We start from the raw sequence: 25,386 nt of genomic DNA, 5'->3' as shown, positions 1-25,386 counted from the left end.
GCGTTTTTAATTGGTTAACCATTCTTGGATTTTTTGAACAATTTGTAAAGGTGTTAGATAATCAGTGTTGATTGTTAAATCAGCGACTGCAGCATATAATGTTTCCCGCTTTTGTTTTAACTGTAATAAAGAGTTTTGATCTAAATCATTAACTAACGGGCGGCTTTGATCTTGCGTGACACGTTCTAAAATCGTTTGATCTTTTGCAGTGAGCCAGATAACAGGTGTTGAGCTAGCTTTGAGTACTGCAGCATTTGGGGCAATAGTTGGTGTACCGCCACCAGTAGATAAAATACCCTTATTAGTTAAAGCTTGACTGAGTGTTTGTTGCTCTAAATGACGAAAATATTCTTCGCCACTTTGGGCGAAAATCTCCGTAATACTGCGGCCTGCTTGTTGGACGATTAAGTCATCTAAATCGTAATGTTGAGTCTTTAATTGTTGCGCTAATAAACTGCCGATGGTAGTTTTACCACTGCCCATAAATCCGACTAGAATTGCTTGCATCTTAATTCCTCCTGATAATTTGATAATTGGCAGCACGTAATAAATTAGCTGCTTGTTGTTGATTTTTGGCGTTGTCAAATGTTAATTGTAAAACACCATCAATATCTTCACGAACTTCTAAAATATGAATATTGACTAAATTAATGTGACCTTTTGCTAGCAGTTGCGTAACATCAGCAATTGCTCCTACTTGATCTGGAATATTAAGAAATAAATCAAAAAAATTAGGGAGACTACCTAATTGTTGTGGACCTAAGTGATCACGAGTAATCTTAGCATTGGTAAAGAATTGCTCAATGGCTGGTTTATTTAGGTTTTTTAAGTCAGTTTGAATTTGGGATAATGCAGCAATATAATCTTGGAGTTGGGCGCTAATCAAAGGCGCATTTTCTAGTAAGATTGTTGTCCACATAGTAGGATCAGAACTAGCAATGCGAGTAAGAGTTTTAAATCCGCCAGCCGCTAAGCGTAAACCTAGGGGAGAATTTTGAAGGGTAGTTTGAGTTTCATTAACTAAACCCGCAGCAACAATATGGGGTAGATGACTTAGTTGACCTACAATTCGATCATGTTGCTGTGGCGTTACGGTTAACCATTTCACATGAGTAGCACTTAGTAAGTCTTGAAGTTGAGCAATAATCTGCGGAGAGGTTAATTGAGGTACTAAAAAATAAAACGCGTTTTCAAATAAATCAATTCGACCAGCAGTAACTCCTGATTTATGTGAACCTGCCATTGGGTGACCACCAATAAAGGCAATCCCTTGTTGCTGCAAGGGTTTTGCAGCTTTTACAATTGTTTGTTTGGTACTGCCTACATCAGTGATGAGGACATGTGGTTTTAAGGTCAGGGTTGCTAATAGCTGCAAGTCTTTGATAATTATATTGACTGGACTAGCTAAGATAATCACATCGGCTTGCGGAGCGGCAGTGCTGAAATCAGTCGTAGATATATCAATGATGTTTTGCTGTTGGGCATAACTCAGACTAGCAGCATCGATGTCACAACCAATTAAAGTTATAGTTGGATGTGCTTGTTTAATAGCTAAAGCTAAAGAACTACCAATTAAACCTAATCCTTTAATTAAAACTTTTGTCATGATGATGTCTCCTTCGTCAGTAATTCCTGTAAATCTTGGAAAAATGTGGGATAAGAAATATTGATGGCACTGGCATGGTTTAATTTTAATGGAGTTGTTATTTTTAAAGCTGCGATGGCTAGCATCATCCCGATACGATGATCTTTGTGGCTGTCTAATTGTTGATTACGGACAGACCAAGCAGTACGACCATCAATGAGAAAACCATCGGGCAATTCTTTAATATTGATGCCTAGCTTTTGTAATTCGCTAGTAATGCAAGCAATTCGATCAGTTTCCTTAACTCGCAGTTCACTGGCTCCGCTGATTTTGCTGATGCCATTAGCACTAGCGGCTAATAGAGCGACTAAGGGCAACTCATCAATGATGGCGGGAATATCTGTGGCTGTTAGTTGAATTGGTTTTAAAGTTGCAGCTTCAACGTCAATATCACCAACCGGTTCGCCGGCAATTTGCCCCAGTGCTGTAAGATGAATATTTCCTCCCATGCGTTTTAAAACAGACAAGAGACCAGTACGTGTTGGATTCAAATTTATTTTAGTTAATTTAATATGAGAATTGGGCACAATGCTAGCTGCAGTAATAAAGAAAGCAGCCGAAGACATATCACCGGGAATAATTAAGTCTTGAGCAGCTAACTGTGGTTGAGGTTGAATGGTAATTGTTCGTTTATCTTGAGCTGTCTGAATGTCAGCACCAAAAATTTGGAGAAGTCTTTCAGTATGATCACGAGTCGGTAGTAATTCAACAATTGTACTAGGACCTTGAGCTTGTAATGCACCCAAAATTATTGCACTTTTGACTTGCGCACTTGCGACTGGCATTTGGTAAGTAATCGCATGCAAGTTTTGGCCGCTAATTGTCATAGGTAAATGACCCGCTGTGAGGTTTATATGGGCTCCCATTTGGTTGAGGGGATGACGAACCCGTTCCATAGGGCGTTGACTTAAAGAGGAATCTCCTATTAAAGTAGTAGTAAATGCTTGCCCTGCTAAGACACCGGTAAGCAAACGAGTAGTCGTACCTGAATTTCCCATATTTAGAGCATGTTTGGGTGCTGTTAAACCAGCTAAGCCTTGACCGTGAATAGTTACAGTCTCTTTCTCATGAGTAATAGGTACTCCTAAAGCTTGGAGAGCAGATAGTGTTGATAAACAGTCTTCTGCTTGTAAGAAATGTTCTAAATGAGTGGTACCATGGCTCAAAGCCCCAATAATTAAGGCGCGATGAGAAATACTTTTATCACCTGGAATATTGAGGGCTCCGTGTAATCCATAACGTGGTTGACTCTGTAAATTTATCATATAATCACCTAACTAATTTGATAGACGCACCATACCATTGATGGTGTCAAACGTTTAATAATTTGTTCATGCTGGGTTATTTGGACATTTTTAATGTTGGTTAAGACATAGCCTGCTTGGTTAAGCTGATAAGCTTGATAGGCTAAATATTTACTCGCAACAGTTTGTACTTCCACGTTTTTGACAATACGGGTGAGCAATTGTGCAGTTGCCGCATGAGTATAGCCGATGCGATTATCCGCGTTAAGTCTTTTAATAACGACTAGCGGATCTAACTTAGTTATAAAGCAGTCCATTAAATCTATTTTTTCTAATAAGGCGTAGTGAATATCTCCCCAACTAGCTTTGAAAATTGTTGATTTAAAAGCTGCAGGTATTAATAAATAATCTTGCGAATAAGCTGTTAAATTACTTAATAAAGATTCAAAACTGGGATGTCCAACAATTTGGGCTTGATCAGCATAATGTTGATGGTTATAAATTTGTGCTGCCGCATAACTATCAGTAGCCTCAGGTCCTAAAGTATGAATAATCATTTAGGTACTCCTGTTAATAATTATTTAGTTCTTGACGATAATCAGCAATTGCTTTTTGTAATCGAGATAAGTTACTACCATCAAAAGTAGCAGTAATTGCTTTTGCTAGTTCGATAGCAACAACACTTTCAACGACTAAAGAAGCTGGCACAATAGCCGTAGTATCTGAGCGTTCCACATTAGCTTTTTGCTTAATCTTAGTTTGAATATCAACACTTTGGAGTGGTTTATACAAAGTCGGAATAGGTTTCATGGCTGCTTTGACAATAATAGGCATACCATTAGTCATACCACCTTCAAATCCTCCTAAATGATTAGATAAACGAGTCCAACCAGTTTCAGCCTCCCAATCAATTTCATCCATAACTTCACTTCCATAATGACTAGCTGCCGTAAAACCATCGCCAATTTCAACTCCCTTAATGGCATTTACTCCCATAACAGCAGCAGCTAGTTGAGCATCCAATTTAGTGTCCCAATTGGTGTAACTGCCTAAGCCAGCTGGTACATTTTCAGCAACAACTCGTACAACTCCTCCCAAAGTATCACCAGCTTTTTTAGTAGCGATAATTAAATCATGAATTTTATCTACTAATTGTTGGTCAGGAATACGCAAATCATTTTTAATTATTTCTTGTTGTAGTTGTTGTATAGTTAAAGTAGTGTCCTCGTTGGTAGAAATAGGACCAACCTGTTGAACATAACCAATTAATTGGATATCTAATTGTGCTAATAATTGCTTACATATTTGCCCAATTGCAACGCGCATGGCAGTTTCACGGGCCGAAGAACGCTCTAATACATTACGTAAGTCACGGTGACCATATTTCATACCTCCAACTAAATCTGCATGTCCGGGGCGCGGGCGTGTGACTTTACGCAGAGTATTATTTGCTGTAGGAGAAGTTAAAGGATCCATAATTTTTGACCAATGTGCATGATCTCGATTTTTAATTGTTAAAGAAATTGGACTTCCTAAAGTAATGCCATGGCGAACTCCGCCAGTAATAATAACCGTATCATGTTCAATTTGTTGGCGACTTCCCCGACCAAAGCCACCTTGGCGAGCAGCTAATGCAGCATTAATATTGTCAATATTTAAAGTTAAACCTGCTGGAATATTAGTTAAAATCCCACTTAATTGGGGACCATGTGATTCGCCGGCGGTAATGTAATTAATCATTGTTGACATTCTCCTTATCTGAATGGTTTTTATGTTGGTAGGCACGTGAGTTAGCCATAATCGATTGGTAAATTATCTGCATATACTGTGTATGTTCTGGATGACAGCTTTTTTGCGCAACTAAATTTAAAATATCATTTTCCCGTTCTTGATCTAAAATCGGCAGTTGCTGCTGCTGTTTTAAATTCCCAATTGCCTTAACTGTATCAAAACGTTGATTGAGTAAGTGAATAATATGTTGATCAATTTGGTTAATTCGTTTTCGTTCGTGATTTAAAGAGCTTGGTGTATAAACTGCCCAGCTAGTGATACTTATTAATAATAATCCAACTAAACCAATTACTAAATCAAAGCGCATTGCTTGAGCAATACTTTGCTGAGAAAGCCATCCAGTAATTAACGGAATAGTAAACGATGCTAAGCTACCGAAAGTGAAATATATTCCGGTGATGCGACCTTTAATCTGCGGATACAGTTTAACAAAGAGATTTAAACCAACTTGTAATACACCACCTGCAGCTGTAAAACCAAAAGCAAACGCCGCTAGCATTGATAATCCCGCCAACTGACTGTAACAAATGATTAATAGTGCTAGTAGAGAGCCAACATTCATGAAAATAAGTATTTTGGTTTCAGCAACAGTCCTTTTTAATAGAATAAAAATGATAATTACACCACTGATAGAGCCAATACTGTATAAAGATAACAGCCAATGTGCTAAGACGGAATTAAAATGAAAAGTTTTGGTGGCGAAAAGACTAATCCATTGTGTGTATAAAATCATAAGAGCCATTGAAGTATAGCCATATCCAGATAAGCCAATCGAAGCAATTATTTTTTTGATAGGTGATATTTGCTTAATAATATTTGCTTCGCGTTCACTAGCTTGATTACGTGGTGGAAATTTTTGCCGATTAAGTAAAACTAAGTTAATAACCAAAATTATGGCAGCTAGAATAAAGGACCAGCCATACCACATCTTTTGAGCTTCAATCATAGCGACCACTAATGGCAATAAGAATTCGCCAGATGAAATAAAAGCCTTTAATAAAACATTAGCAGATCCTTGAGTACCACCCATTTCCAAAAAAGTAGTATAGGTGCCAGCATCCAACGCTGAATTAGCGATACCTGCCAAGATGGCCAAAAAATATGCAATCTTAATATTAGTTACAAAAGCCATCCCTAAAAAGAAAATTAAATAACTAATCATTCCTAAATTAACAAAAATTTTACGGCCAAAGCGGTCAGATAAATTGCCTAAAATAAAGTAAGCGATAAATCTGCCAATCCCAATTCCAGAGATGACATATGACACGGTTGCAAGAGGAGAGTGCCAATGCTGGCTTAAAGCCAGCATGTTTTGGGTTAAAATTATAATACCGATGCCATGTACAAAATAATTAAGATATAAACTAAATGATAACTGCTTTTTATGCATCCAAATCACTCCTTAAAATAAATAAAAGCCAGCTAGACTATAATCATAATCTAACTGGCTTATATATTATATAAATATGGTTATTTATACTTGCCAATTAGACTAACGTGTCTAATTGGCTAAGATCAAGATGACTTTGCCTAGACACGAACGTAAGCACCGTTCGCATCTAAGTTCATGATGCGAACGCTACTTAAAATAAGCAAAGTCAAAATAATAAACTTTCTTAAGTAAACAACAAGTCATCTTAATCTTCCTTTCTCAATAAATTATGTTTACATTAAAACATTAGTAATTAAATGTGTCAACATTAATTTTTAAATTACTATAATAAAATAAACAGTTATTATAATTTTGATTTTGAGAATAATAACATTTTAATAAAAATCTAGTGATTTATCAGCCATAAGCTTGATTTTATTTTTTTAACAACTTAGAAACAGCTTTCTAATTCCAAAAATTAAAAATAAAAATAATATAATAGTTGACAATTACAATTAACCTGTTATGATAATAATCATTAAACATAGATGAGAAATTGCTAAGATAATTTAAGGAGTAGTTATTAAGAGGTTGTCAGAGAGCACCGTTATCTGCGAAGGTGTAACGTCTTATTAATGAAAGTTGAGTTAGAGCAAGTTATTCGCTGAGAGTAACGCGGGTGCGCCCTTTATAGCGCGAACGTTATCCTGATTAATGCAGGCGTACGTGAGCGACAGAATTAACAATTCTGTAACGAAGGTGGTACCGCGTTTTGGCGTCCTTTTAGATTAATATTCTAAAAGGGCGTTTTTTTGTTGGCAATAGTCATCAAAAAACATTTAAAGGGGGAAGTAATTATGTGGCAAAAAAAGCAGAAGCTGTGGATGTATTTGGTGGTAGGAGTAGCCTTATTAACCGGTTGTGGTTCCAAAGCAGCTGGTGCCGATAATCAAACTTTAAAAATTACGATCCCAGGAGAACCGATGACTGTTGATCCTAATAAGTCCATTGAAACTAATGGGGGAGCTATTCTTGATCAAATCAGTGAAGGTATTTATAAACGAGATCGTAATAATAAGATAGTTCCCGGGATGGTTGAAAAAATTGTTCAGCCCACAGAAAATGGAACTAAATATACTTTTAAGATTAAAAAGAATGCACGTTGGCAAGATGGTAAGCCTGTAACAGCCCAAGATTTTGTAACTTCGCTAGTAAGAACCACCGATCCTAAAACTAAATCGCAAGCTACTACAGATGTTCAATATATTCAAAACTTTAAAGCCATTAATACTGGTAAGATGGATCCACATAAATTAGGAGTCAAAGCTATCAACCAACGAACTTTTTCAATAACTTTGACTAAGCCTATTCCATTTATTAATTATATTTTTGTAGGCTATAAACCGGTCCAAACAGCTGCTATTAAAAAATATGGTGAAAAATATGGCACTAATGATCAAACAACAGTTGCTAATGGACCATACACTTTGAAGGGGTGGAATGGCAATAATGATTCTTGGCATTACGTAAAAAATAAGTACTATTGGAATGCTAAACATGTGCAAATTGCCAAAGTTGATGTCAATGTCGTCAAAGATGATAATACAGCTCAAAGTATGTTTAAATCTGGCAGTGTAGATTTAACTAATGTTAGTGGTCAATTTGTGAAGCAAAATCGCAACAGCAAAGAACTTGTAGTAACGCCAACAGGACGTAACAATTATATTTATTTCAATTCTAAACGAACAGCTACAGCTAATGAAAATTTGCGGCATGCTATTAGCTTAGTTATCAACCGCCAGCAATTAGCTAACAAAGTATTGCAAGATGGCTCGCGACCTGCAACTAATATAGTACCTAAAAATTATGCTAAAGATCCTAAAACAGGACGTGATTTTATTGATGAAGTAGGAAATTTAGCACCGACAGATGTTAATCAAGCTAAACAATATTGGCAAAAAGCTCAAAGTGATTTAGGTAAATCTAAGGTCACATTAGACTTTTTGGTGGATGACGTTGATACCGAAAAGAAATTGGCTGAATATGTACAAGGTGCTGTCCAAAAGAACTTGCCCGGCCTAAAAATCAATATTGTTTCTGTACCACATGCAACTCATGTTTCACGTGATTTTAGTTGTGATTTTGATATCTGTACAGTGGGTTGGGGACCTGATTATCCTGATGCCCAAAACTTCCTAGATGGGATGCGCAGCAATAATCAAATTAATTTTGCAAAAACTAAAGATGACCAATATGATGCACTGATGGATAAAGTTTCTGATACAACAACTTATTCAGCACAACAACGGTGGGAATTTGAAAAGCAAGCCGATCAACGTTTAATGCAAATTGCCGGTGTAGCTCCTACTTATCAAGCAGCCCAAGCACATTTTGTCAACAGTAAATTAGGTGGGTTGAAATGGGATGCTATGTCTGGAAATTCAGGACAATTGCAATATGCTTATTGGAAATAATTTTAAAAAGAGAGGGACTTTATAATGACTAAAATAACTTTTATTAACGCTAATATCTATCAACATGAACAACAAGATTTTCAACCACAACAATATTTTACCGTTGACACTGATACTCAAAGAATAACTGCTATGGGACAAGGAGTACCTTCAGAGTCAATTGTTGATCAAATTGTAGACTTTCATAATCAATATGTTATGCCTGGCATTATGAATGCTCATACCCATATTGGGAGTACTCCAACTTATTGGGCCGAACAAGAAAGTAGCATTGAAGGCGCTGATCCTAAAGCTATACAGACAATGTTTGCTATAAAAAACATGCAAGATCTCATTAATCACGGTGTCACTTATATTCGCAATGTAGGTGCTGCTTATGATATTGATATTCCTATTAAAATAATGCAACATCAAAAGATGATTGCTGGTCCACGAGTTATGACTTCCGGTAAAGCTTTCACCATGACTGGAGGTCACGGTGATGGATCAGGAATTGAAGTTGATGGCGTAGACGAAATGATTAAGGGCGTTCGTCAATCTATGAAAAATGGTGTCGATAATATTAAACTAATGGTGACTGGTGGGGTTTTGCGTAATGGTGAAACACCAGATGATATCCAATTTAATGAAGATGAAGTCAAAGCTGCTGTTCGAGAAGCCCATCACAAAAATAAGACTGTTGCTGCTCATGCCCAAGGCAATGCTGGAGTTAAAGAAGCAGCTCAAGCTGGTGTAGATACAGTTGAACATGCCTTTGATATTGATGATGAGACCATTGATATCATGAAAGAACATAAAACTTTTGTGGTACCAACGATGAATGCTATGTATGCAATCTACAAATATGGGGAAGACACAGTTGCTGATTGGGCACGTCAAAAAGTTATCATCAATATTAAAAAACACTTTGCTAGTATCAAAAAAGCTGCTGCTGCTGGAATCCCTATTGCTATGGGGACTGATGCAGGGACTCCTTATAATGGCTTTGAAAATGAAAGTGCCTATGAAATGCAATTATATGTAGAAAAAGCAGGCATGACACCAGCACAAGCGATTGACACTGCGACAATTAATTGTGCCAAAGCGATGCATGTCAGCAAAGACTACGGTGAGATTAGTGTGGGTAAAGTGGCAGACTTTATTGTAATGAAAGATAATCCTATTCAAGATATTAAAGTTATTCAAAAAGAAAAAGCTGTTTATCAAGGTGGTGTCTGTGTTCACCAACCAGCATAATTAAAATTATGAAAGCATTCTTCTGAAAAGTGGAATGCTTTTTTTGATTCTATTATTCAAAAATTGTTCTATAATAATTATTATTAATATTTGAGGTGATAAAATGTTGTGGCCTTGGTTACATCTAGTTGTTGGCGTAGTATTATTTGTAGCAATTATTGGCGGTTTATTAGCTAAAGTTCCCCAAGCCAAAGTTTGGGTAATGATTGCGCGTATTTGCTACATAATATTGATTATTAGTGGAGCATTAATGTTTAGTTATGCTTGGCATGAGCATCCAATTTTGACAATTGTGAAAATTATCCTTGCAGTAGGTTTAATTGGTTTAATTGAAATGGCCTTTGCCAAAAAATTAAAGAAACAGTTTTCTCGAGTTATGTTTTATGGGGCTCTTATTTTAGCAGTTATTGTGGTTATTATCGGTTTTATAATGACGGATGGTTTCCCATTGTTTCACTAGGCTAAGGTAGTTAAACTAGATTTTGATCCGATATAATTTTATATCGGATTTTTTGTTGGTCGCATATCTATTGAAAGCATTTACTTTTTGCGGTTTAATAAAGATAAGTACTTATAAATGGAGGAATAGATTATGGTTGATTATAGTGAACAATATGAAAAATTTGGAAAAGAAACGGCTAATTTGCGTAAGCAATCACCAGAAGAAATGAAAGCCTTCGGTGGTTTAGTTAAAACTACAATGCAAGAAGGTGCTTTGGATACGAAAACCAAAGAAATGATTGCCTTAGGAATTGCGATTGCAGATCGCTGTGAAGGCTGTATCATGTCACACGTTAAAAGTAATTTAAAAAATGGTGTTACTATGGAACAATTGGCAGAAGTAGTAAATGTTGCAATTTTAATGGGAGGTGGACCTTCCACAGTTTATGGTGCAAAAGCATTATCATTTGCTCAATATCTTCAAGAAAAAGAAAATTAGGAATTAAAAAACAGAAGTTCTAAGAACTTCTGTTTTAATAAATATAATGAATGAGAAGACCGTATTCTGATAAATATTGATAAACCATTAACAGAAACAATATTGCCGCTGACAGGAGTCGAACCTGCACATGGAAAACCATACAGCGACCTGAACGCTGCGCGTCTGCCAATTCCGCCACAGCGGCTTTACAAATACTAATTTTATCAAATTTTAAACTAATTGTAACTAGGAAATTTAAAAATTATGAAAAAACTTACAACAAAAATTTTAAATAATGTTATTCAACCGCGCCCCCACAATTCTTATAAGGGTACTTTTGGTAAAGTTTTATTAATTGCTGGAAGCGCTAATTTTGGTGGTGCAGCTATTATGGCTGCTACAGCAGCAGTGTATACAGGAGCTGGACTAGTTAGTGTCGCTACTAGTATAGATAATTTTATTAGTTTGCATGCACGCTTGCCCGAGGCAATGGTTTTAGATTTAAATAATTCTAAACCATTACTAGAATTATTAACTAGTGTAAATGTCATTGCTATTGGCCCCGGTTTAGAAGTAACTACCAATAATGCGCAGTTACTGACGGCCATTATTAAAAAAGTTAGTAAACAACAATGTTTGATTATTGATGCTTCAGCGATTACGTTATTGGCTCAATATCAAATTGATCTCCAACATTGTCAAGCCCAGGTGATTTTAACACCTCATCAAATTGAATGGCAACGGTTGAGTGGATTAACACCTCAACAGCAAACAACAACTAATAATTATCAATATTTGCAACAGATAGCAGCGCCCCAAACAGCATTAATTCTTAAGGGCTCACCTTCGCATATTTATTTCAACAATGAAGCAGAAATCTATGAAAACACACTGGGAACTCCAGCAATGGCTACCGGGGGAATGGGTGATACATTAACTGGTATGATAGCAGGCTTTGCAGCACAATTTTCTAATTGGCATGATGCTGTTTTAGCGGCAGTTTTTTTGCACAGCTACGGGGCAGAGTTGTTAGCCAAAGATAACTATGTTGTGTTACCGACGATGATTGATCAGTATTTACCTCAATGGATGAACCAATTTGCACATGCAAAAGATAGTTCAGTCAATCATTAAATAATTATTTTTGGTTCTATGGCAGTGGTACAAGCACATTTATAACAATTACCGAGAGTTATTCTAGAGATAATATTGCATTCTAATTTAGAACCATTATAATGTAGGTGTAACTGAAAAGGGAGGAACTCAATTTATGAAAGTAGTTGTAGTTGGTTCATCACATGGTGGTTTTGAAGCGGTGCAAGAATTATTGCAAGACTATCCACAAGCAGAGATTCAATGGTATGAAAAGGGCGATTTTCTTTCTTTTCTCTCCTGTGGAATGCAGCTTTATTTAGAAGGTGTCGTTAAAGATGTTAATAGTGTAAGCTATGCAACCAAAGAGGACATGGAAAAAAAGGGTGTTCATGTATTTATTCAACAGGATGTTACTGCGATTAATTCTACTGAGCATCAAGTAACAGTTCACAATTTAGCTGATGATACTACCAGAACTGAAAGTTATGATAAGCTTATTATCAGCACTGGAGCAGTTCCAGCACAAATTCCAGTTGCTGGTAATGATTTGAAGAATATCTATTTTATGCGGGGTCGTGATTGGGCAATGAAGCTCAAACGCGCAACTGTGGAACCGCTGATTGATAAAGTGGTGGTGATTGGCTCAGGCTATATCGGAATTGAAGCCGCTGAGGCATTTGCTAAAGCCGGCAAACAAGTAACAATAATTGATGTTTTACCTCGAATTTTAGGAACGTATTTGGATTCTGAATTTACTGATGTTTTGGCGCAAGAGTTAAAACAAAATAACGTGGACTTAGCTTTAGGTGAAAATGTCCAAAGATTTGTTGGTGATAATGGCAAAGTTCAACAAGTTGTAACAGACAAGGGTACTTATGCAGCGGATTTAGTGATTGAATCCGTTGGAGTTAAACCTAATACTGCTTGGTTAGCTGATACTTTAGAATTAAATGATGATCAAACAATAAAAACTGACCAATACCAACGTACTAGTCAACCAGATATTTTTGCTGTTGGAGATGCAACTTATGTAACTTTTGCACCTACTGGTCAACCTGCTAAAATTGCCTTAGCCACTAATAGTCGGCGCCAAGGTCGCTATGCAGTGAAAAATTTGGAAAAGGCTAGTCAACCAACACCTGCTGTTTCGGGATCTTCTGCACTTTCAGTGTTCCGTTATCATTTTGCTTCGACGGGCATTAAAGATGCAACTGCCAAAAACTATCCTGTTCAATCAGCTTCAGTGTATGTGGAAGATAGCTACCGTCCACCGTTTGTGCCTGACGCTCATAATGCTAAAGTACAATTTAAATTAACTTATAATCCTGAAAATGGTCAAATTTTAGGGGCACAAATCATGTCGACTGCTGATGTTACGGCGAATATTAATACAATTTCTTTAGCCATTCAGCAACATTTAACTGTGGCAGATTTAGCTTATACGGATTTCTTCTTCCAACCTGGATTTGATTGTCCTTGGAATATTATGAATGTTGCAGCTCAAAAAGCTCAACGGCAATTGCAAGCTAAATAAATTATTTCTCTGTAAACAAAAAGAGCTTGAGGTAAGAATTATCTCAGGCTCTTTAATTATTATTTATTTTTCCGCGGATTTATTAACCATGATGTCATCAATCAAACCATAATCTTTGGCTTCTTGAGCAGTCATGTAGTTATCTCTTTCGGTATCTTTTTTAATGGTTTCGATATCTTGACCAGAATTGTCAGCCAAAATCTTATTCAAACGTTCACGCGTTTTGAGAATTTCTTCAGCAGCAATTTCAATTTCTGTTTGTTGTCCTTGAGCACCACCAGAAGGTTGGTGAATTAAGACTGTGGAATTTGGCAAAGCAAAACGTTTGCCCTTGGCACCAGATGATAACAAGACACTAGCCATAGATGCTGCCATCCCCATTGCAATGGTTTGGACATCAGCTTTAACAAAGTTCATAGTATCCATGATTGCTAAGCCAGCTGTGACTGAACCACCAGGAGAGTTAATATACATATAAATATCTTTTTTAGAATCTTGTGCATCTAAGAATAATAATTGGGCAATAACAGTGTTTGCCATTTGATCATTCACTTCACCAGACAACATAATGATTCGATCTTTTAAAAGGCGTGAGTAAATATCATAAGCCCGTTCGCCGCGGGGACTTTGTTCAATAACTGTTGGAACTAACATTTCGTAGCCTCCTATTTATTAATTAGCACTCTATTGGTTACTCTGCTAATTTATCACATTTACAGGAAAAGTCAACTATCAAAGCTTCGTATGTAAATAAAAAGACATCCGAATTAAACGGATGCCGAGATTATTAATAACGGTCAATTAACTTAACAAAAGCTTCATCAATTGACTTCAAAAAGTCTTTAGTTCCTTGATTATTAACTTCGCCCTTGTCTTCGTCAATAAAGTTAGTAACATTACCAATGTAAGCTTCTGGTTGTTGCAAAGTTGGCATGTTCAAAAAGACTAATGCTTGACGTAAATGCTGGTTAGCACCAAAGCCAGAAATGGCACCAATAGAAACAGAAACAACAGCTGCTGGCTTGCCATCCCAAACATTAGCACCATAAGGACGAGAAGCAACATCTAAAGCGTTCTTCAAAACTGCTGGAACACTGCGGTTATATTCTGGTGTAACAAACAAAGCAGCATCAATTGCTTTGACCTCATCACGGAATTTTGGATATTGTGCAGGTACTTCGTTCAAGTCATCAAAGTCTTGGTTGTATAAAGGTAAGTCACCAATTTCGATGAATTTAGCTTCATAACCAGCAGGAAATTGTTTAGCCATCTCCTGAGCAATAATCCGTGAATAAGAACCCTTGCGCAAACTGCCTACAAAAATTCCAATAGTCTTTGTCATAATAAAAACCTCTTTCTTTTTTAAACTTCATAAATAGTATATCGAGGTCTTACAAAAAATGCTGAGATTTGTTCCTTTTAATTTTGAATAATCAATCCGGTTCAATTTATAGGAATAAATCGCTTGATAATTATAACTTTTAGAGATTTTAATTTAGCTAAATAAACCAGTAATTAAGGCAGCAATTGTGCAGAGTGGGGTTCTAAAGCAAAATGACCAGTCTACTTTAGTGTTGAGATTAAAGATGGATAATTAATATTGAGTAATTGCGTCATTTTTGCAAATCATAAATTAATTGTTTGACATTAGTTAAACATTAATTTGTTAAAGTTAAAAATCAGTACTTTTGAAAGCTAAAGAAAAATAATTTTCTACCACCGTATAATTAGATTTTAAGTCATTATACAATTATATAAACTGACTAAATAATTGAGTTCATTGCAATTATTATTTCATAAAATTATCGCTTTTTAGAATTCTGTCAATTATAATTTTAGTTATTACTAATTAAAAATTCGGTAGGTGATTAATGATGAAACGATATCGACAATGGTATCAAGCACAAAATGTTTTTCTGCGGTTATTGATTGCTCTTATAGAGCTATTAACTTTCTACTTGATTTTTGACTTGATCTTTCAACAATCTTTTAATTGGATAGGAGCAAGTGTTGTCATTTTAGCTTTTTTGTTGTCGGCCGTTGTAATTTTTTTCAAAATTAAAATTAAATATGCGTGGTTACTGTATTTTCTTGGCGGCATGTTACCTTGCTTATTGTTGTTTTCTCAAACAATGTCTCAGTCCAAATTGATGATTTTTTCTATCTTAGCAGGTGTGATTATGTCGTTGGTTCTAACTATTTTTACATTATCAGCCTATGAGCAAATAAATGATAATCATAAAGAGAGGTAGTTTATGAAAAAATTAGCTAGGCGATCTTTAGTTGATGCATTAGTTATTGCAATGGTTTTATTTGTATCACGGATTGTAAGCAAAATGGTCTTTAGATTGCAGCGATTTATAGAATTATTTCAAATGGCACAACGAGATTCCAGAGGTTGGCTAGTTGTTTTATTCATACTACTCGGTTTGTATTTGATTTTAACATTGGTGATTTTTCTTGTACTATTTAGTTATCGTGTTCTTAAATACAGGAAGCGCGAGTCAGCTTGATTTTAGATTTACCTACATTAATATGTTTATACTAAATCATATATTTAAGAATTGATACTTGCCAAAATAATAAACACGGGTTAAAATATAACTCGTGTTGCGCCGCTAGTGTAATGGATAGCACACAAGATTCCGGTTCTTGGGATCTGGGTTCGACTCCCAGGTGGCGCATAATTTTGGAAGACCGCTGTATTGAGCGGTCTTTTTTTGTTATTAAAAATATTTTGGGCTACTTGGTTGCAATTAGAATTTACACTTGTTATAATCTACTTGTGAGTTAAGGAATAGCAACTCACCTTTATTTTGGAAGTGATGGGTCTAATTATGTCACACAGGGACAATTGACGTCCCATGAGAAGGACGTGTTTAAATGGATAATGATTTAAAGTTAATAGAATCCATTGCGCCCGACTTTTTACAAACAGTTCAATGGCGATATCGCATTTTGCAGAGAATTAGTTGGATGCAGCCAGTTGGTAGGAGAATCTTGGCGGCTGACTTAAAAACGACTGAGCGTACTTTGCGGCGAGAAACCGATTTGTTTCGTAATAGTGGCTTATTAGAATCATCAAAGTCTGGTATGTCTTTGACTCCTAAAGGCTTGGAATTGGTCCAGCAGTTAAGTGGTTTGATGAACCGACTACATGATGCTAATGTTGTAAGTGAGCAATTAGCTTCAGTTTTAGGTATTAGTCGAGTTATAATTGTACCTGGCAATAGTGAACATCATCACAGCATTCTTGATCTAATGGGTCAACAATTAAATGAATTGTTAGCAGCCATCCTTCCTGGTGGACGCTCAATCATTGCGGTGATGGGTGGGACAACGATGGCCTCAGTTAGCGAATCACTATCAGTTAATTTGTCTCATGAGCGTAATTTATTATTTGTTCCAGCTCGGGGTGGATTAGGTGAAACCATGGCCATTCAAGCTAATACTGTTTGTGCAGAGATGGCAACACATAGTGGTGGACGTTACCGTAACTTGTATGTTCCAGAAGATATTTCTACTAAAAGTGTAGAACCACTACTTCAAGAACCAGTTGTCAAATCAGTATTAGATTTAATTAATCATGCTGACGTCGTTATTCACAGTATTGGCCGGGCAAAGACAATGGCTAATCGGCGGAATATGCCAACAGCTGAGGTTAATTTATTGGCTGAAAGACAAGCAGTAGCTGAAGCCTTTGGCGATTTCTTGGATGCTCAAGGACATGTAGTATATAAGGTACCGAAGATAGGATTACAGATCTCGGATCTTAATGATATTTCACATGTGATTGCGATTGCGGGTGGGCCACAAAAGGCCGCTGCAATTGAGTCATATATGAAAGTTGCTCCTCATCAAACAATTTTGATTACTGATGAGGCAGCCTCAGAAATGATTTTAAGGGATAAAAACCTTTAAAATAAAACTTATTTTTCCTGAAGGAGGAAATCTTAACATGGCTACAAAAGTAGGTATTAATGGTTTCGGACGTATTGGTCGTTTGGCTTTGCGTCGTATTTATGAAGTTGCAAATGATGACTTGGAAGTTGTTGCAATCAACGACTTAACATCACCAGCAATGTTGGCACATTTGCTTAAATATGATACTGCACATGGTATTTTCAAACATGAAATTTCTTCAACTGACAATGCAATTGTTATTGATGGTAAGAAAATTCCTGTATATGCAGAGTCCGACGCTCGTAACATTCCTTGGGTAAAGAATGACGGTGTTGAATTAGTACTTGAAAGTACTGGCTTCTACACATCAAAAGAAAAAGCACAAGCTCATATTGATGCAGGTGCTAAGAAAGTGCTTATTTCCGCTCCAGCTGGCGATTTGAAGACAGTTGTTTATGGCGTTAATGATGACACAATCACTAAAGATGATCAAATCATCTCTGCTGCTTCATGTACAACAAACTGCTTGGCACCTTTAGCTAAAGCTGTTAATGATGCTTTCGGTATCAAAGTTGGTACAATGACAACAATCCATGCTTACACAGCTACACAAAAGTTACAAGATGGTCCAGACCGTAAAGGTAACAAACGTGCTGCTCGTGCTGCTGCTCAAAACACAATTCCACATTCAACTGGTGCTGCTAAGGCTATTGGTATGGTTATCCCTGAATTAAAGGGTAAATTAGATGGACATGCACAACGTGTTCCAGTTATCACTGGTTCTTTAACAGAAATGGATGCTATCTTAGACAAGAAAGTTACAGCTGAAGAAGTTAATGCAGCTGTTAAGAAAGTTACAGATGGCAGTGAATCATTCGGTTACAATGATGATGAAATTGTTTCTTCAGATATCATTGGTACAGAATTTGGTTCCGTATTTGACCCAACTCAAACACAAGTTGTTACAGCTGGCGATGCACAAATTGTTAAGACAGTTGCATGGTATGATAACGAATCAGGCTTTACAGCTCAAATGATCCGTACTTTGCAAAAATTTGCAAGCTTGTTGTAATCCATAACTTTAAAAGTTGGATATGAATTACTTGAAGAAGGCGGAGGGAGGCATTCTCCTTCGGCCTTTTTTTATTGAAAAATTGGAGGCATTTGATAAATGGCTAAATTAATCGTTTCTGACGTTGATGTCCAAGGTAAAAAGGTTTTAATGCGGGCTGACTTTAACGTTCCAGTAAAAGATAATAAAATTACCAATGATAACCGGATTGTGGCAGCATTGCCAACAATCAAATATATTATTGAACATCAAGGTAAATTAATTCTTTTGTCACATTTAGGACGTGTTAAAAGTGATGATGACAAGAAAGAATTAACTTTAAAACCAGTGGCTGAACGTTTATCTGAATTATTAAATCAAGACGTTAAGTTTGTACCTGTCAATGAAGGTGCAGAATTAGAAGATGCTATTAACACTATGAATGATGGCGATGTTATCTTAATGGAAAATACTCGTTTCCAAGATATTGATAACGACTTTGGCAAACGTGAAAGCAAAAACGATCCAAAATTGGGGGAATACTGGGCTTCTTTAGGTGATGTATTTGTAAATGATGCCTTTGGTACGGCTCATCGTGCTCATGCTTCAAACGTTGGTATTTCTTCTGCCATGAAGGCTGCTAATAAACCAGTTGCTGCTGGTTTCTTAATGGAAAAAGAAATTAAATTCTTAGGTAACGCTGTTGAAAATCCAGTTCATCCATTCGTAACTATTTTGGGTGGAGCTAAGGTTTCTGATAAAATTGCAGTTATTGACAATTTGATTCCTAAGTCTGACCACATTTTAATTGGTGGTGGAATGGCTTATACTTTCTTAGCTGCTCAAGGCCATAAGATTGGTAAGTCTTTGTTTGAAGAAGATCGTGTTTCTATGGCAAAAGAATTATTAGAAAAAGCTGGAGACAAGATTGTTTTGCCTGTTGATCACGTAGTTGCCAGTGAATTTTCCAACGATGCTGACCATGAAGTGACTGATGATGTTGAAATTCCTGATAATATGATGGCTTTGGATATTGGTCCGAAGACAATCAAATTATTTGAAGATACATTAAAAGGTGCTAAGACTGTTGTTTGGAATGGTCCAATGGGTGCTTTTGAAATGAGCAATTTTGCTAACGGTACTTTACAAGTTGGTAAAGCTTTGGGTGATTTGCAAGATGCTACTACAATTGTTGGTGGTGGTGACTCAACTGCCGCAGCTCAACAATTAGGTATTGCTGACCAATTAACTCATATTTCTACTGGTGGTGGAGCTTCCTTGGAATACTTGGAAGGTAAAGACCTACCTGGTATTGCTTCAATTTCAGATAAATAATTTATTTAAAGGAGATTCCTATGCGGACACCAATTATTGCAGGAAATTGGAAACTAAACAATAATCCTGAAGATACAACCAAATTTGTTAATGCTGTTAAGGATCAATTACCTGATTCTAATAAAGTTGAATCAGTAATTGCTGCACCAGCAGTCGACTTACCCGCTTTGTTAGCTGCTGCTAAAGGAAGCAACTTGCATACTGCAGCCGAAAACTGCTATTTTGAAAATTCTGGTGCTTTTACTGGTGAGACTAGTCCCCAAGTTTTAAATGAAATGGGTATTAATTATGTTGTTATTGGTCATTCGGAACGGCGTGATTATTTCCACGAAACTGATGATGATATCAATAAAAAAGCACATGCGGTTTTAGATAATCAAATGACACCAATCATTTGCTGTGGTGAAACTTTAGAAACTCGTGAAGCTGGTAAAGCAGAAGAATGGGTTCAAAATCAAGTAACTGCAGCCTTAAAGGGATTATCAGCTCAGCAAGTTGCTGGTTTAGTAATTGCTTATGAACCAATTTGGGCCATTGGAACTGGTAAGACTGCTACTTCTGATCAAGCTCAAGAAATTTGCCATGTTATTCGCGAAACTGTGAAGGATTTATATGATGCAACAACATCTGATAATGTTCGCATTCAATATGGTGGCTCAGTTAAACCAGCTAACGTGAAAGATTTAATGAGCAAACCTGATATTGATGGCGGCTTAGTTGGTGGTGCCAGCTTAGAGCCAGAATCTTTCTTGCAGCTTGTTAATTATCAAGATTAATATTTATTTGTACATGGTTAAATGTTAAAATTGAAACGAACGTATTTAAACAAAGGAGAATTATAAATGTCTGTAATTACTGATATTTTTGCCCGCGAAATCTTGGATTCTCGCGGTAACCCAACAGTCGAAGTTGAAGTTTATACTGAATTAGGTGGCTTTGGCCGTGCTAGTGTTCCATCTGGAGCTTCTACTGGTGAACACGAAGCTGTTGAATTACGTGATGGCGACAAGTCCCGCTTCATGGGTAAGGGCGTCTTGAAAGCTGTTAAGAACGTGAACGATGTTATTGCTAAAAAGATTGTTGGCATGGATGTTACTGATCAACGTGCCATTGATAAGGCAATGATTGAATTAGATGGTACTCCTAACAAAGGTAAATTAGGTGCAAATGCTATTTTAGGTGTTTCTTTAGCTGCTGCTCATGCGGCTGCTGATGAACTAGGTATGCCTTTATATGAATATTTAGGTGGACCAAATAGTTATGTAATGCCAACACCAATGATGAATGTTATCAATGGTGGTAAACATGCTAATAATAACGTCGACTTCCAAGAATTCATGATTATGCCCGTTGGTGCTAAGAGCATTCATGAAGCTGTACGGATGGGATCTGAAACTTTCCATAATCTACAAGCAATCTTGAAAGAACGTGGTGATTCTACTGCTGTTGGTGACGAAGGTGGATTTGCTCCTAACAAAATGCAAAATAACGAGGAACCTTTCCAAGTCTTAGTTGAAGCTATTGAACGTGCTGGCTACAAGCCTGGTACTGATATTGCTATTGCCTTTGACTGTGCTTCATCAGAATACTACAATGCTGAAACTGGCAAGTATGATATGAAGGGTGACGGCAAGTCTTATACTGCTGCAGAAATTGTTGACTTATTAGATGGTTTAGTTGACAAATACCCAATCGTTTCCATTGAAGATCCTTTGGATGAAAACAATTGGGAAGATTGGCAAATGCTCACTGAAAAGTTAGGCAAGAAAGTGCAACTTGTTGGTGATGACTTATTTGTAACTAACACTGATTACTTGAAGAAGGGTATCGACATGGGTGTCGCTAACTCTATCTTAATCAAGGTTAACCAAATTGGTACTTTAACAGAAACATTTGAAGCTATTGAAATGGCTAAAGAAGCTGGTTATACAGCAATTGTTTCTCACCGTTCTGGTGAAACTGAAGATACCACAATTGCTGACTTGGTTGTTGCAACTAATGCTGGTCAAATTAAGACTGGTTCCATGAGTCGGACAGACCGGATTGCTAAATACAATCAATTAATGCGGATTGAAGAGCAATTAGGATCAGCTGCTGAATACAAGGGTTCTAAGAGTTTTTACAACATTAATAAATAAGCTCTAAACTAATTAAAAGCCGGTCTTGAAACTGAGATCGGCTTTTTTGGTACATATCTGATTTAAAATATAAATTATTAACATGTTATACTATGTAAGTCAACAAGATAACTACCGCCTCTTAGAAAATTATTAAGGGATTAAGCTGTGTAATATAAAATGGTTTTGCACCATAAATTTTTTAAATACCAAAGGAGATATGATGGCTAATCATAATAAAATTATCAAGTACACCATCATTGGTCTAACTTTTTTAATTATTAGTATTTTTTATACTTTTTTATTTGCACCACATGGCTCCATTCATTTGTTAGATAGTTATGATTTATTGTTTCATTGGAATCGAATTGATAGTTTAGGCAATATTTTAGAATCGCCGACTAATTTTGATTATTGGAATCATGTGGGTAATTTTACTAATATGTTTTATCCATGGTTAACCATTTTGCCAGGATATCTAATCTACAAATTAGTCGGAACACCATTATTAGGGTTTTTGATTTTTTTAACATTGATTACCTTTTTAACAATGGTCAGCGCTTATTATTTTATGAATAAATGGGCGCACAATACCTTACAGTCATTATTGTTTGCCATTATTTACACATTATCATTCTTCCGCTTAGCTAGTGTTTTCTATCGTGTCGGTGTTGCTGAGTATCTTTCCTATATCTTTATGCCGATGGTATTTTATGCAGCAGCTAAATTATTGGCTGGAGAATTTGAAAGTTGGCCAATATTAGCGTTAGGAATGAGTTTAATTATTTTGACTCATCCATTAACTGCCGTAACGGTTATTATAATAATGCTGCCATTGCCCATTTTAATATTGTTCAATAAGGTTTCACATCATTGGCAATATTGGGGAGAACTACTTGTCAATGGAGCAAAAGCAATAGTTTTAGTGATAATTACCAGTGTTGGCTTTTTTCTTCCAATGATTGAACAAAAGAGAGCACTTCAAATTAATCGACCAGCATTACTGGATTTAGCCCAAACTGCCCAAAGCCCTTATTTGTTATTCAAAAATTCTCTGCATACTGATATTCGCAGTTACTCTTTAGGAATCATTGCAATAGCTGCACTTATTTTAATTGTTTTATTCGTTTGGCAAGATAAGTTTAGTTATCGCATTGTTGCAATTGAAGCAATTATCGCAGTGATTTTATCGACTAAAATTTTTCCTTGGTCATCTTTACAAAATACACCTTTGAATTATCTACAATTTCCGTGGCGTTTTTTAAATATTGCCAATTTCTTTTTGGCAATTTATTTGAGTCATATTTTAGTTAAAATCGTCCAAAAATTTTCTGCTATTGTCAAGTTAATGACTTTATTGACGGTAATGACTGCTTGTGTGTTGCAAGTTTATATGAGTGCACAACAATTGTTTCAACAAACACAGCCTTTAGCAATAATCACATCTCAAAATATCAACCGTCAAATTCATGAATTCAATCAGTTAGACTACTATCCCCAAAAAAGTTTGCCTTATAGCAAACAAATTAAGCACCATCTATTTTTAGTTGATGGTGTTAAAACTAAGTTGAATTATCAAACGACACCGGATATATATCAAGTCAAATATTATAATAAAAAATCGGCAACACTAGATTTACCAATTTTATTTTATAAGGGAGTTCACGCAACAATTAATAATGTTACAGTGCCAGCACATAGTTCTCATCGGGGTACAGTGCAAATACAAACTCAGTCAGGAGTTAATAATATTGAAATTAGCTACCAATACACTATTTTAGCTAAAGTGGCTTTAGCAATTAGCTGTTTTAGTCTTATCGGCTTAGTATTGATTGTCAGTGAACATAAATGGCAATTACTAAAAAAATTACGTAAAGTGTATTAAGCATTAATTTCTTGCGCATATTTAGTTAATAACGACGAAGTATAAGTTTTTGGTAAATTACTATCACGGACATGCTTCCATAAAATGGCAGCTGTTTTCAGTTTATTAGGAAATTTTTCAGTTTGAGGATCAGCACAAAAGTCTTTGACAAAATTATTCCATTGATAAGTTTTTTCTTCGTCAGTGTTATTTATTTTACTAGTATTAGGATGTATGTATGCTTCAACTAAATCTTGGACGGTGGCATTTTGATCTTGATTTTGTTGAACAGCCCGTAATTTAATCGCCATCGATTTTTGAAGTGGAAATTTTCTTTGTGAAAATAATTTGCGAAAAATTGACGCGCTTGGTTATTAAGACGAAAATTACTAGCTAATAGTTTAGTTTTGGTTGGCCGTTAGCAAAAAGGTAGTAGATATATTGCGAAGGGGTTTAATGGTTTGAGGTTTTTCTCCTTGCAATAAACGCAAAATGTATTGTGTTAGTTCAGCTTTTGTACCATTAACAGGCAAGTGATACTGGCGGCAAATTTCTTGTAGTTCTTGTTTATACCAATAATATTGTTGAAATTCTTGACAATTTAGCTGTAAGAAAATTGTGGTCTTTGATTCATAGCAGGTCTTCTTTAGATTATTTTAACTATTATATCATGTCTTACTGGTAAAGAAGTCTGTTTTATGCTATTCTAGTAGAAGTGCTAGTAGCGGAGGTTTTACACGTGTATAATCTAATAATGAATATTCTGATTATTGATTCAATTTTGATTGTTATTGCCGTTATGATGCAACCACAAAAACAACAAGATGCTTTGAATGCTTTGTCTGGCGGTGCGGGTGATTTATTTAATACCCAAAAGAAGCGGGGCTTTGAAGCATTCATGGAAAAAGTGACGACAGTATTAGCAATTATTTTCTTTGTTTGTGCGTTAGCATTGGCTTTCTTATCGTCAAAATAGTAATTAAATCCTCCTGTTTTTTGCAGTAGGATTTTTTTGTATTGTGAGGTTTTTACAATGGCAATAGTTCCCCCTAAAACATTATTTATAAATCAGGATTCCCAAACAATTATTTTGTTACATTCGTATACAGGTTCACCTAATGATTTTCGAGCAGTTATGAGAAGATTAAAGCAAGCCCAATTTAGTGTTTATGCACCGCTTTTTAGCGGACACGGCACAAATAATCCTTTAGATATTTTGAATAAGGGAAGTGTGACTGCTTGGTGGAATGATACGCAAAAGGCAATAGAGTTTGTGCAACAGCAAAACAAAAAAGTTACCGCGATTTTTGGGTTATCATTAGGTTCAATATTTGCTTTAAAAGCTCTAGAAACTTATCCGCAAATTAAAGGCGGGGGAGTTTTGGGTTCACCATTATTTTCACAGGATTTTACTAATGTACGTGCGGGATTTTTTGAATATGCACGAAAAATAGATCAGTTGCAGCAAATAAGTATTGCCCAACAGGCCCAGCATCAAAGGACGATTGAGCGCTTATTAGGCCCAGCTTTAGACTCTATTTCTCAAGCAACCTTAGAAGTAGGGCAACAGTTAGCCAAAATTAAGCAACCGGTATTCATTGGTCATGGTACCAAAGATGAAATGGTTAATTATCAAGCAGCCCAACAGCTACAGTCTCATTTAACGACTGAGACTGATTTTCATTTATATCAAGATGCAGGTCATGTAATTACAGTTAACTCAGCGCGACCACAATTAGAGAAAGATTTACTGAAATTTCTTGAACAATTGAAATAATAACAACAGTTTTTGCTGTGTATTAA

Annotated in this window: 26 protein-coding genes and 2 tRNA genes; 17 read left to right on the top strand and 11 right to left on the bottom strand. The window is 36.1% G+C overall.

From position 1 onward, the window contains the following. Positions 1 to 6 precede the first annotated feature (6 nt). Genes DS830_RS04565 through DS830_RS04540 form a run of 6 tightly spaced genes read right to left on the bottom strand, consistent with a single transcriptional unit; the run spans position 7 to position 6,070 of the window. Positions 7 to 507: a shikimate kinase gene (locus DS830_RS04565; RefSeq protein WP_118908414.1), complete on the bottom strand. Its 501-nt coding sequence runs from the start codon at positions 505 to 507 to the stop codon at positions 7 to 9. Position 508: 1 nt separating this feature from the next. Then, positions 509 to 1,606, bottom strand: coding sequence for a prephenate dehydrogenase (locus DS830_RS04560; RefSeq protein ID WP_118908413.1), 1,098 nt, complete (start codon positions 1,604 to 1,606; stop codon positions 509 to 511). Beyond that, the gene (gene aroA, locus DS830_RS04555) at positions 1,603 to 2,910 is read right to left on the bottom strand and encodes a 3-phosphoshikimate 1-carboxyvinyltransferase (protein ID WP_118908412.1); all 1,308 of its coding nucleotides are present in this window, start codon (positions 2,908 to 2,910) and stop codon (positions 1,603 to 1,605) included. The genes DS830_RS04560 and aroA overlap by 4 nt, the downstream gene beginning before the upstream one ends. A gap of 8 nt (positions 2,911 to 2,918) precedes the next feature. Next, complete coding sequence (locus DS830_RS04550) at positions 2,919 to 3,446, bottom strand: amino acid biosynthesis protein (protein ID WP_118908411.1); 528 nt, start codon at positions 3,444 to 3,446, stop codon at positions 2,919 to 2,921. A gap of 13 nt (positions 3,447 to 3,459) precedes the next feature. After that, on the bottom strand, positions 3,460 to 4,629 hold the full coding sequence (gene aroC, locus DS830_RS04545; RefSeq protein ID WP_118908410.1) for a chorismate synthase: 1,170 nt from the start codon (positions 4,627 to 4,629) through the stop codon (positions 3,460 to 3,462). Continuing rightward, positions 4,622 to 6,070, bottom strand: coding sequence for an MFS transporter (locus tag DS830_RS04540; protein WP_118908409.1), 1,449 nt, complete (start codon positions 6,068 to 6,070; stop codon positions 4,622 to 4,624). Before DS830_RS04540 ends, aroC begins: the two co-directional genes overlap by 8 nt. 839 nt (positions 6,071 to 6,909) lie before the next feature. Between DS830_RS04540 and DS830_RS04535 the strand changes: the two genes are divergently transcribed. The 4 genes from DS830_RS04535 (at position 6,910) to DS830_RS04520 (ending at position 10,702) form a co-directional block, all read left to right on the top strand. Beyond that, on the top strand, positions 6,910 to 8,526 hold the full coding sequence (locus tag DS830_RS04535; RefSeq protein ID WP_118908408.1) for a peptide ABC transporter substrate-binding protein: 1,617 nt from the start codon (positions 6,910 to 6,912) through the stop codon (positions 8,524 to 8,526). Between the two features lie 24 nt (positions 8,527 to 8,550). Beyond that, on the top strand, positions 8,551 to 9,762 hold the full coding sequence (locus DS830_RS04530) for a metal-dependent hydrolase family protein (RefSeq protein ID WP_118908407.1): 1,212 nt from the start codon (positions 8,551 to 8,553) through the stop codon (positions 9,760 to 9,762). Between the two features lie 103 nt (positions 9,763 to 9,865). Next, positions 9,866 to 10,222, top strand: coding sequence for a DUF1516 family protein (locus DS830_RS04525; RefSeq protein ID WP_118908406.1), 357 nt, complete (start codon positions 9,866 to 9,868; stop codon positions 10,220 to 10,222). Positions 10,223 to 10,354: 132 nt separating this feature from the next. Continuing rightward, the gene (locus DS830_RS04520; protein ID WP_118908405.1) at positions 10,355 to 10,702 is read left to right on the top strand and encodes a carboxymuconolactone decarboxylase family protein; all 348 of its coding nucleotides are present in this window, start codon (positions 10,355 to 10,357) and stop codon (positions 10,700 to 10,702) included. A gap of 103 nt (positions 10,703 to 10,805) precedes the next feature. On the opposite strand, the gene DS830_RS04515 is transcribed toward DS830_RS04520, so the two are convergent. Beyond that, positions 10,806 to 10,889, bottom strand: a tRNA-Leu gene (locus DS830_RS04515). A gap of 59 nt (positions 10,890 to 10,948) precedes the next feature. Here DS830_RS04515 and DS830_RS04510 point away from each other — a divergent pair. Both DS830_RS04510 and DS830_RS04505 read left to right on the top strand, forming a co-directional pair. After that, positions 10,949 to 11,818: an NAD(P)H-hydrate dehydratase gene (locus DS830_RS04510; protein ID WP_118908404.1), complete on the top strand. Its 870-nt coding sequence runs from the start codon at positions 10,949 to 10,951 to the stop codon at positions 11,816 to 11,818. 136 nt (positions 11,819 to 11,954) lie between these two features. Beyond that, entirely contained in the window at positions 11,955 to 13,313 is a 1,359-nt protein-coding gene (locus tag DS830_RS04505; protein WP_118908403.1) for an FAD-dependent oxidoreductase, read from the top strand. A gap of 63 nt (positions 13,314 to 13,376) precedes the next feature. On the opposite strand, the gene clpP is transcribed toward DS830_RS04505, so the two are convergent. Together clpP and DS830_RS04495 are read right to left on the bottom strand one after the other, a co-directional pair. Continuing rightward, positions 13,377 to 13,967 carry an ATP-dependent Clp endopeptidase proteolytic subunit ClpP gene (clpP, locus tag DS830_RS04500; RefSeq protein WP_118902465.1) on the bottom strand — a complete coding sequence of 197 codons (591 nt, stop codon included), beginning with the start codon at positions 13,965 to 13,967 and terminating at the stop codon, positions 13,377 to 13,379. 133 nt (positions 13,968 to 14,100) lie between these two features. After that, a complete protein-coding gene (locus DS830_RS04495) occupies positions 14,101 to 14,655 on the bottom strand; it encodes an NADPH-dependent FMN reductase (RefSeq protein WP_118902462.1) in 555 nt (184 codons plus the stop codon). 529 nt (positions 14,656 to 15,184) lie between these two features. Between DS830_RS04495 and DS830_RS04490 the strand changes: the two genes are divergently transcribed. The 9 genes from DS830_RS04490 to DS830_RS04450 all read left to right on the top strand — a co-directional run bounded on the left by DS830_RS04490 (position 15,185) and on the right by DS830_RS04450 (position 23,604). Beyond that, the gene (locus DS830_RS04490; RefSeq protein WP_162887521.1) at positions 15,185 to 15,565 is read left to right on the top strand and encodes a hypothetical protein; all 381 of its coding nucleotides are present in this window, start codon (positions 15,185 to 15,187) and stop codon (positions 15,563 to 15,565) included. Positions 15,566 to 15,568: 3 nt separating this feature from the next. Continuing rightward, positions 15,569 to 15,826 carry a hypothetical protein gene (locus tag DS830_RS04485; RefSeq protein WP_118908401.1) on the top strand — a complete coding sequence of 86 codons (258 nt, stop codon included), beginning with the start codon at positions 15,569 to 15,571 and terminating at the stop codon, positions 15,824 to 15,826. Between the two features lie 99 nt (positions 15,827 to 15,925). Beyond that, positions 15,926 to 15,997 (top strand) — tRNA-Arg (locus DS830_RS04480). Positions 15,998 to 16,196: 199 nt separating this feature from the next. Next, on the top strand, positions 16,197 to 17,234 hold the full coding sequence (locus DS830_RS04475; RefSeq protein WP_118908400.1) for a sugar-binding transcriptional regulator: 1,038 nt from the start codon (positions 16,197 to 16,199) through the stop codon (positions 17,232 to 17,234). A 37-nt stretch (positions 17,235 to 17,271) separates the two neighbouring features. Further along, complete coding sequence (gap, locus tag DS830_RS04470; RefSeq protein ID WP_118902451.1) at positions 17,272 to 18,288, top strand: type I glyceraldehyde-3-phosphate dehydrogenase; 1,017 nt, start codon at positions 17,272 to 17,274, stop codon at positions 18,286 to 18,288. A 99-nt stretch (positions 18,289 to 18,387) separates the two neighbouring features. Continuing rightward, positions 18,388 to 19,602, top strand: coding sequence for a phosphoglycerate kinase (locus DS830_RS04465; protein WP_118908399.1), 1,215 nt, complete (start codon positions 18,388 to 18,390; stop codon positions 19,600 to 19,602). Positions 19,603 to 19,622: 20 nt separating this feature from the next. Continuing rightward, positions 19,623 to 20,378, top strand: a complete 756-nt coding sequence (tpiA, locus tag DS830_RS04460) for a triose-phosphate isomerase (RefSeq protein ID WP_118908398.1) — start codon at positions 19,623 to 19,625, stop codon at positions 20,376 to 20,378. Positions 20,379 to 20,444: 66 nt separating this feature from the next. Continuing rightward, on the top strand, positions 20,445 to 21,740 hold the full coding sequence (eno, locus tag DS830_RS04455; protein ID WP_118902442.1) for a phosphopyruvate hydratase: 1,296 nt from the start codon (positions 20,445 to 20,447) through the stop codon (positions 21,738 to 21,740). 202 nt (positions 21,741 to 21,942) lie between these two features. Next, positions 21,943 to 23,604, top strand: coding sequence for a 6-pyruvoyl-tetrahydropterin synthase-related protein (locus tag DS830_RS04450; protein ID WP_162887520.1), 1,662 nt, complete (start codon positions 21,943 to 21,945; stop codon positions 23,602 to 23,604). Here DS830_RS04450 and DS830_RS08980 read toward each other — a convergent pair. Both DS830_RS08980 and DS830_RS08975 read right to left on the bottom strand, forming a co-directional pair. Then, positions 23,601 to 23,894: a hypothetical protein gene (locus tag DS830_RS08980; protein ID WP_240366835.1), complete on the bottom strand. Its 294-nt coding sequence runs from the start codon at positions 23,892 to 23,894 to the stop codon at positions 23,601 to 23,603. The two genes, DS830_RS04450 and DS830_RS08980, sit on opposite strands and share 4 nt — an antisense overlap. Positions 23,895 to 23,984: 90 nt before the next feature. Then, positions 23,985 to 24,134, bottom strand: coding sequence for an SAP domain-containing protein (locus DS830_RS08975; protein ID WP_240366850.1), 150 nt, complete (start codon positions 24,132 to 24,134; stop codon positions 23,985 to 23,987). A 188-nt stretch (positions 24,135 to 24,322) separates the two neighbouring features. Between DS830_RS08975 and secG the strand changes: the two genes are divergently transcribed. Continuing rightward, positions 24,323 to 24,559, top strand: a complete 237-nt coding sequence (secG, locus tag DS830_RS04440; protein WP_118902438.1) for a preprotein translocase subunit SecG — start codon at positions 24,323 to 24,325, stop codon at positions 24,557 to 24,559. 57 nt (positions 24,560 to 24,616) lie between these two features. Continuing rightward, positions 24,617 to 25,360 (top strand): alpha/beta hydrolase, encoded by a 744-nt coding sequence (locus DS830_RS04435; protein WP_118902435.1) that lies wholly within the window; start codon positions 24,617 to 24,619, stop codon positions 25,358 to 25,360. The last annotated feature ends 26 nt before the right edge of the window (positions 25,361 to 25,386 follow it).

This window comes from Bombilactobacillus bombi, assembly GCF_003522965.1.
Classification (GTDB): domain Bacteria; phylum Bacillota; class Bacilli; order Lactobacillales; family Lactobacillaceae; genus Bombilactobacillus; species Bombilactobacillus bombi.
This window is presented reverse-complemented; position numbering and strand designations above follow the sequence as displayed.

Excerpts from the sequence above, each read along its gene's own strand:
- gap (WP_118902451.1), top strand. The coding sequence starts at position 17,272 with ATGGCTACAAAAGTAGGTATTAATGGTTTCGGACGTATTGGTCGTTTG.
- DS830_RS04490 (WP_162887521.1), top strand. The coding sequence starts at position 15,185 with ATGATGAAACGATATCGACAATGGTATCAAGCACAAAATGTTTTTCTG.
- DS830_RS04525 (WP_118908406.1), top strand. The coding sequence starts at position 9,866 with ATGTTGTGGCCTTGGTTACATCTAGTTGTTGGCGTAGTATTATTTGTA.
- aroA (WP_118908412.1), bottom strand. The coding sequence starts at position 2,910 with ATGATAAATTTACAGAGTCAACCACGTTATGGATTACACGGAGCCCTC.
- DS830_RS04520 (WP_118908405.1), top strand. The coding sequence starts at position 10,355 with ATGGTTGATTATAGTGAACAATATGAAAAATTTGGAAAAGAAACGGCT.
- DS830_RS04510 (WP_118908404.1), top strand. The coding sequence starts at position 10,949 with ATGAAAAAACTTACAACAAAAATTTTAAATAATGTTATTCAACCGCGC.
- DS830_RS04560 (WP_118908413.1), bottom strand. The coding sequence starts at position 1,606 with ATGACAAAAGTTTTAATTAAAGGATTAGGTTTAATTGGTAGTTCTTTA.
- DS830_RS04535 (WP_118908408.1), top strand. The coding sequence starts at position 6,910 with ATGTGGCAAAAAAAGCAGAAGCTGTGGATGTATTTGGTGGTAGGAGTA.
- DS830_RS04565 (WP_118908414.1), bottom strand. The coding sequence starts at position 507 with ATGCAAGCAATTCTAGTCGGATTTATGGGCAGTGGTAAAACTACCATC.
- DS830_RS04485 (WP_118908401.1), top strand. The coding sequence starts at position 15,569 with ATGAAAAAATTAGCTAGGCGATCTTTAGTTGATGCATTAGTTATTGCA.
- DS830_RS04465 (WP_118908399.1), top strand. The coding sequence starts at position 18,388 with ATGGCTAAATTAATCGTTTCTGACGTTGATGTCCAAGGTAAAAAGGTT.
- DS830_RS04530 (WP_118908407.1), top strand. The coding sequence starts at position 8,551 with ATGACTAAAATAACTTTTATTAACGCTAATATCTATCAACATGAACAA.
- aroC (WP_118908410.1), bottom strand. The coding sequence starts at position 4,629 with ATGATTAATTACATTACCGCCGGCGAATCACATGGTCCCCAATTAAGT.
- clpP (WP_118902465.1), bottom strand. The coding sequence starts at position 13,967 with ATGTTAGTTCCAACAGTTATTGAACAAAGTCCCCGCGGCGAACGGGCT.
- tpiA (WP_118908398.1), top strand. The coding sequence starts at position 19,623 with ATGCGGACACCAATTATTGCAGGAAATTGGAAACTAAACAATAATCCT.
- DS830_RS04475 (WP_118908400.1), top strand. The coding sequence starts at position 16,197 with ATGGATAATGATTTAAAGTTAATAGAATCCATTGCGCCCGACTTTTTA.
- DS830_RS04495 (WP_118902462.1), bottom strand. The coding sequence starts at position 14,655 with ATGACAAAGACTATTGGAATTTTTGTAGGCAGTTTGCGCAAGGGTTCT.
- DS830_RS04450 (WP_162887520.1), top strand. The coding sequence starts at position 21,943 with ATGGCTAATCATAATAAAATTATCAAGTACACCATCATTGGTCTAACT.
- DS830_RS04550 (WP_118908411.1), bottom strand. The coding sequence starts at position 3,446 with ATGATTATTCATACTTTAGGACCTGAGGCTACTGATAGTTATGCGGCA.
- DS830_RS04540 (WP_118908409.1), bottom strand. The coding sequence starts at position 6,070 with ATGCATAAAAAGCAGTTATCATTTAGTTTATATCTTAATTATTTTGTA.
- DS830_RS04435 (WP_118902435.1), top strand. The coding sequence starts at position 24,617 with ATGGCAATAGTTCCCCCTAAAACATTATTTATAAATCAGGATTCCCAA.
- DS830_RS08980 (WP_240366835.1), bottom strand. The coding sequence starts at position 23,894 with ATGGCGATTAAATTACGGGCTGTTCAACAAAATCAAGATCAAAATGCC.
- DS830_RS04505 (WP_118908403.1), top strand. The coding sequence starts at position 11,955 with ATGAAAGTAGTTGTAGTTGGTTCATCACATGGTGGTTTTGAAGCGGTG.
- eno (WP_118902442.1), top strand. The coding sequence starts at position 20,445 with ATGTCTGTAATTACTGATATTTTTGCCCGCGAAATCTTGGATTCTCGC.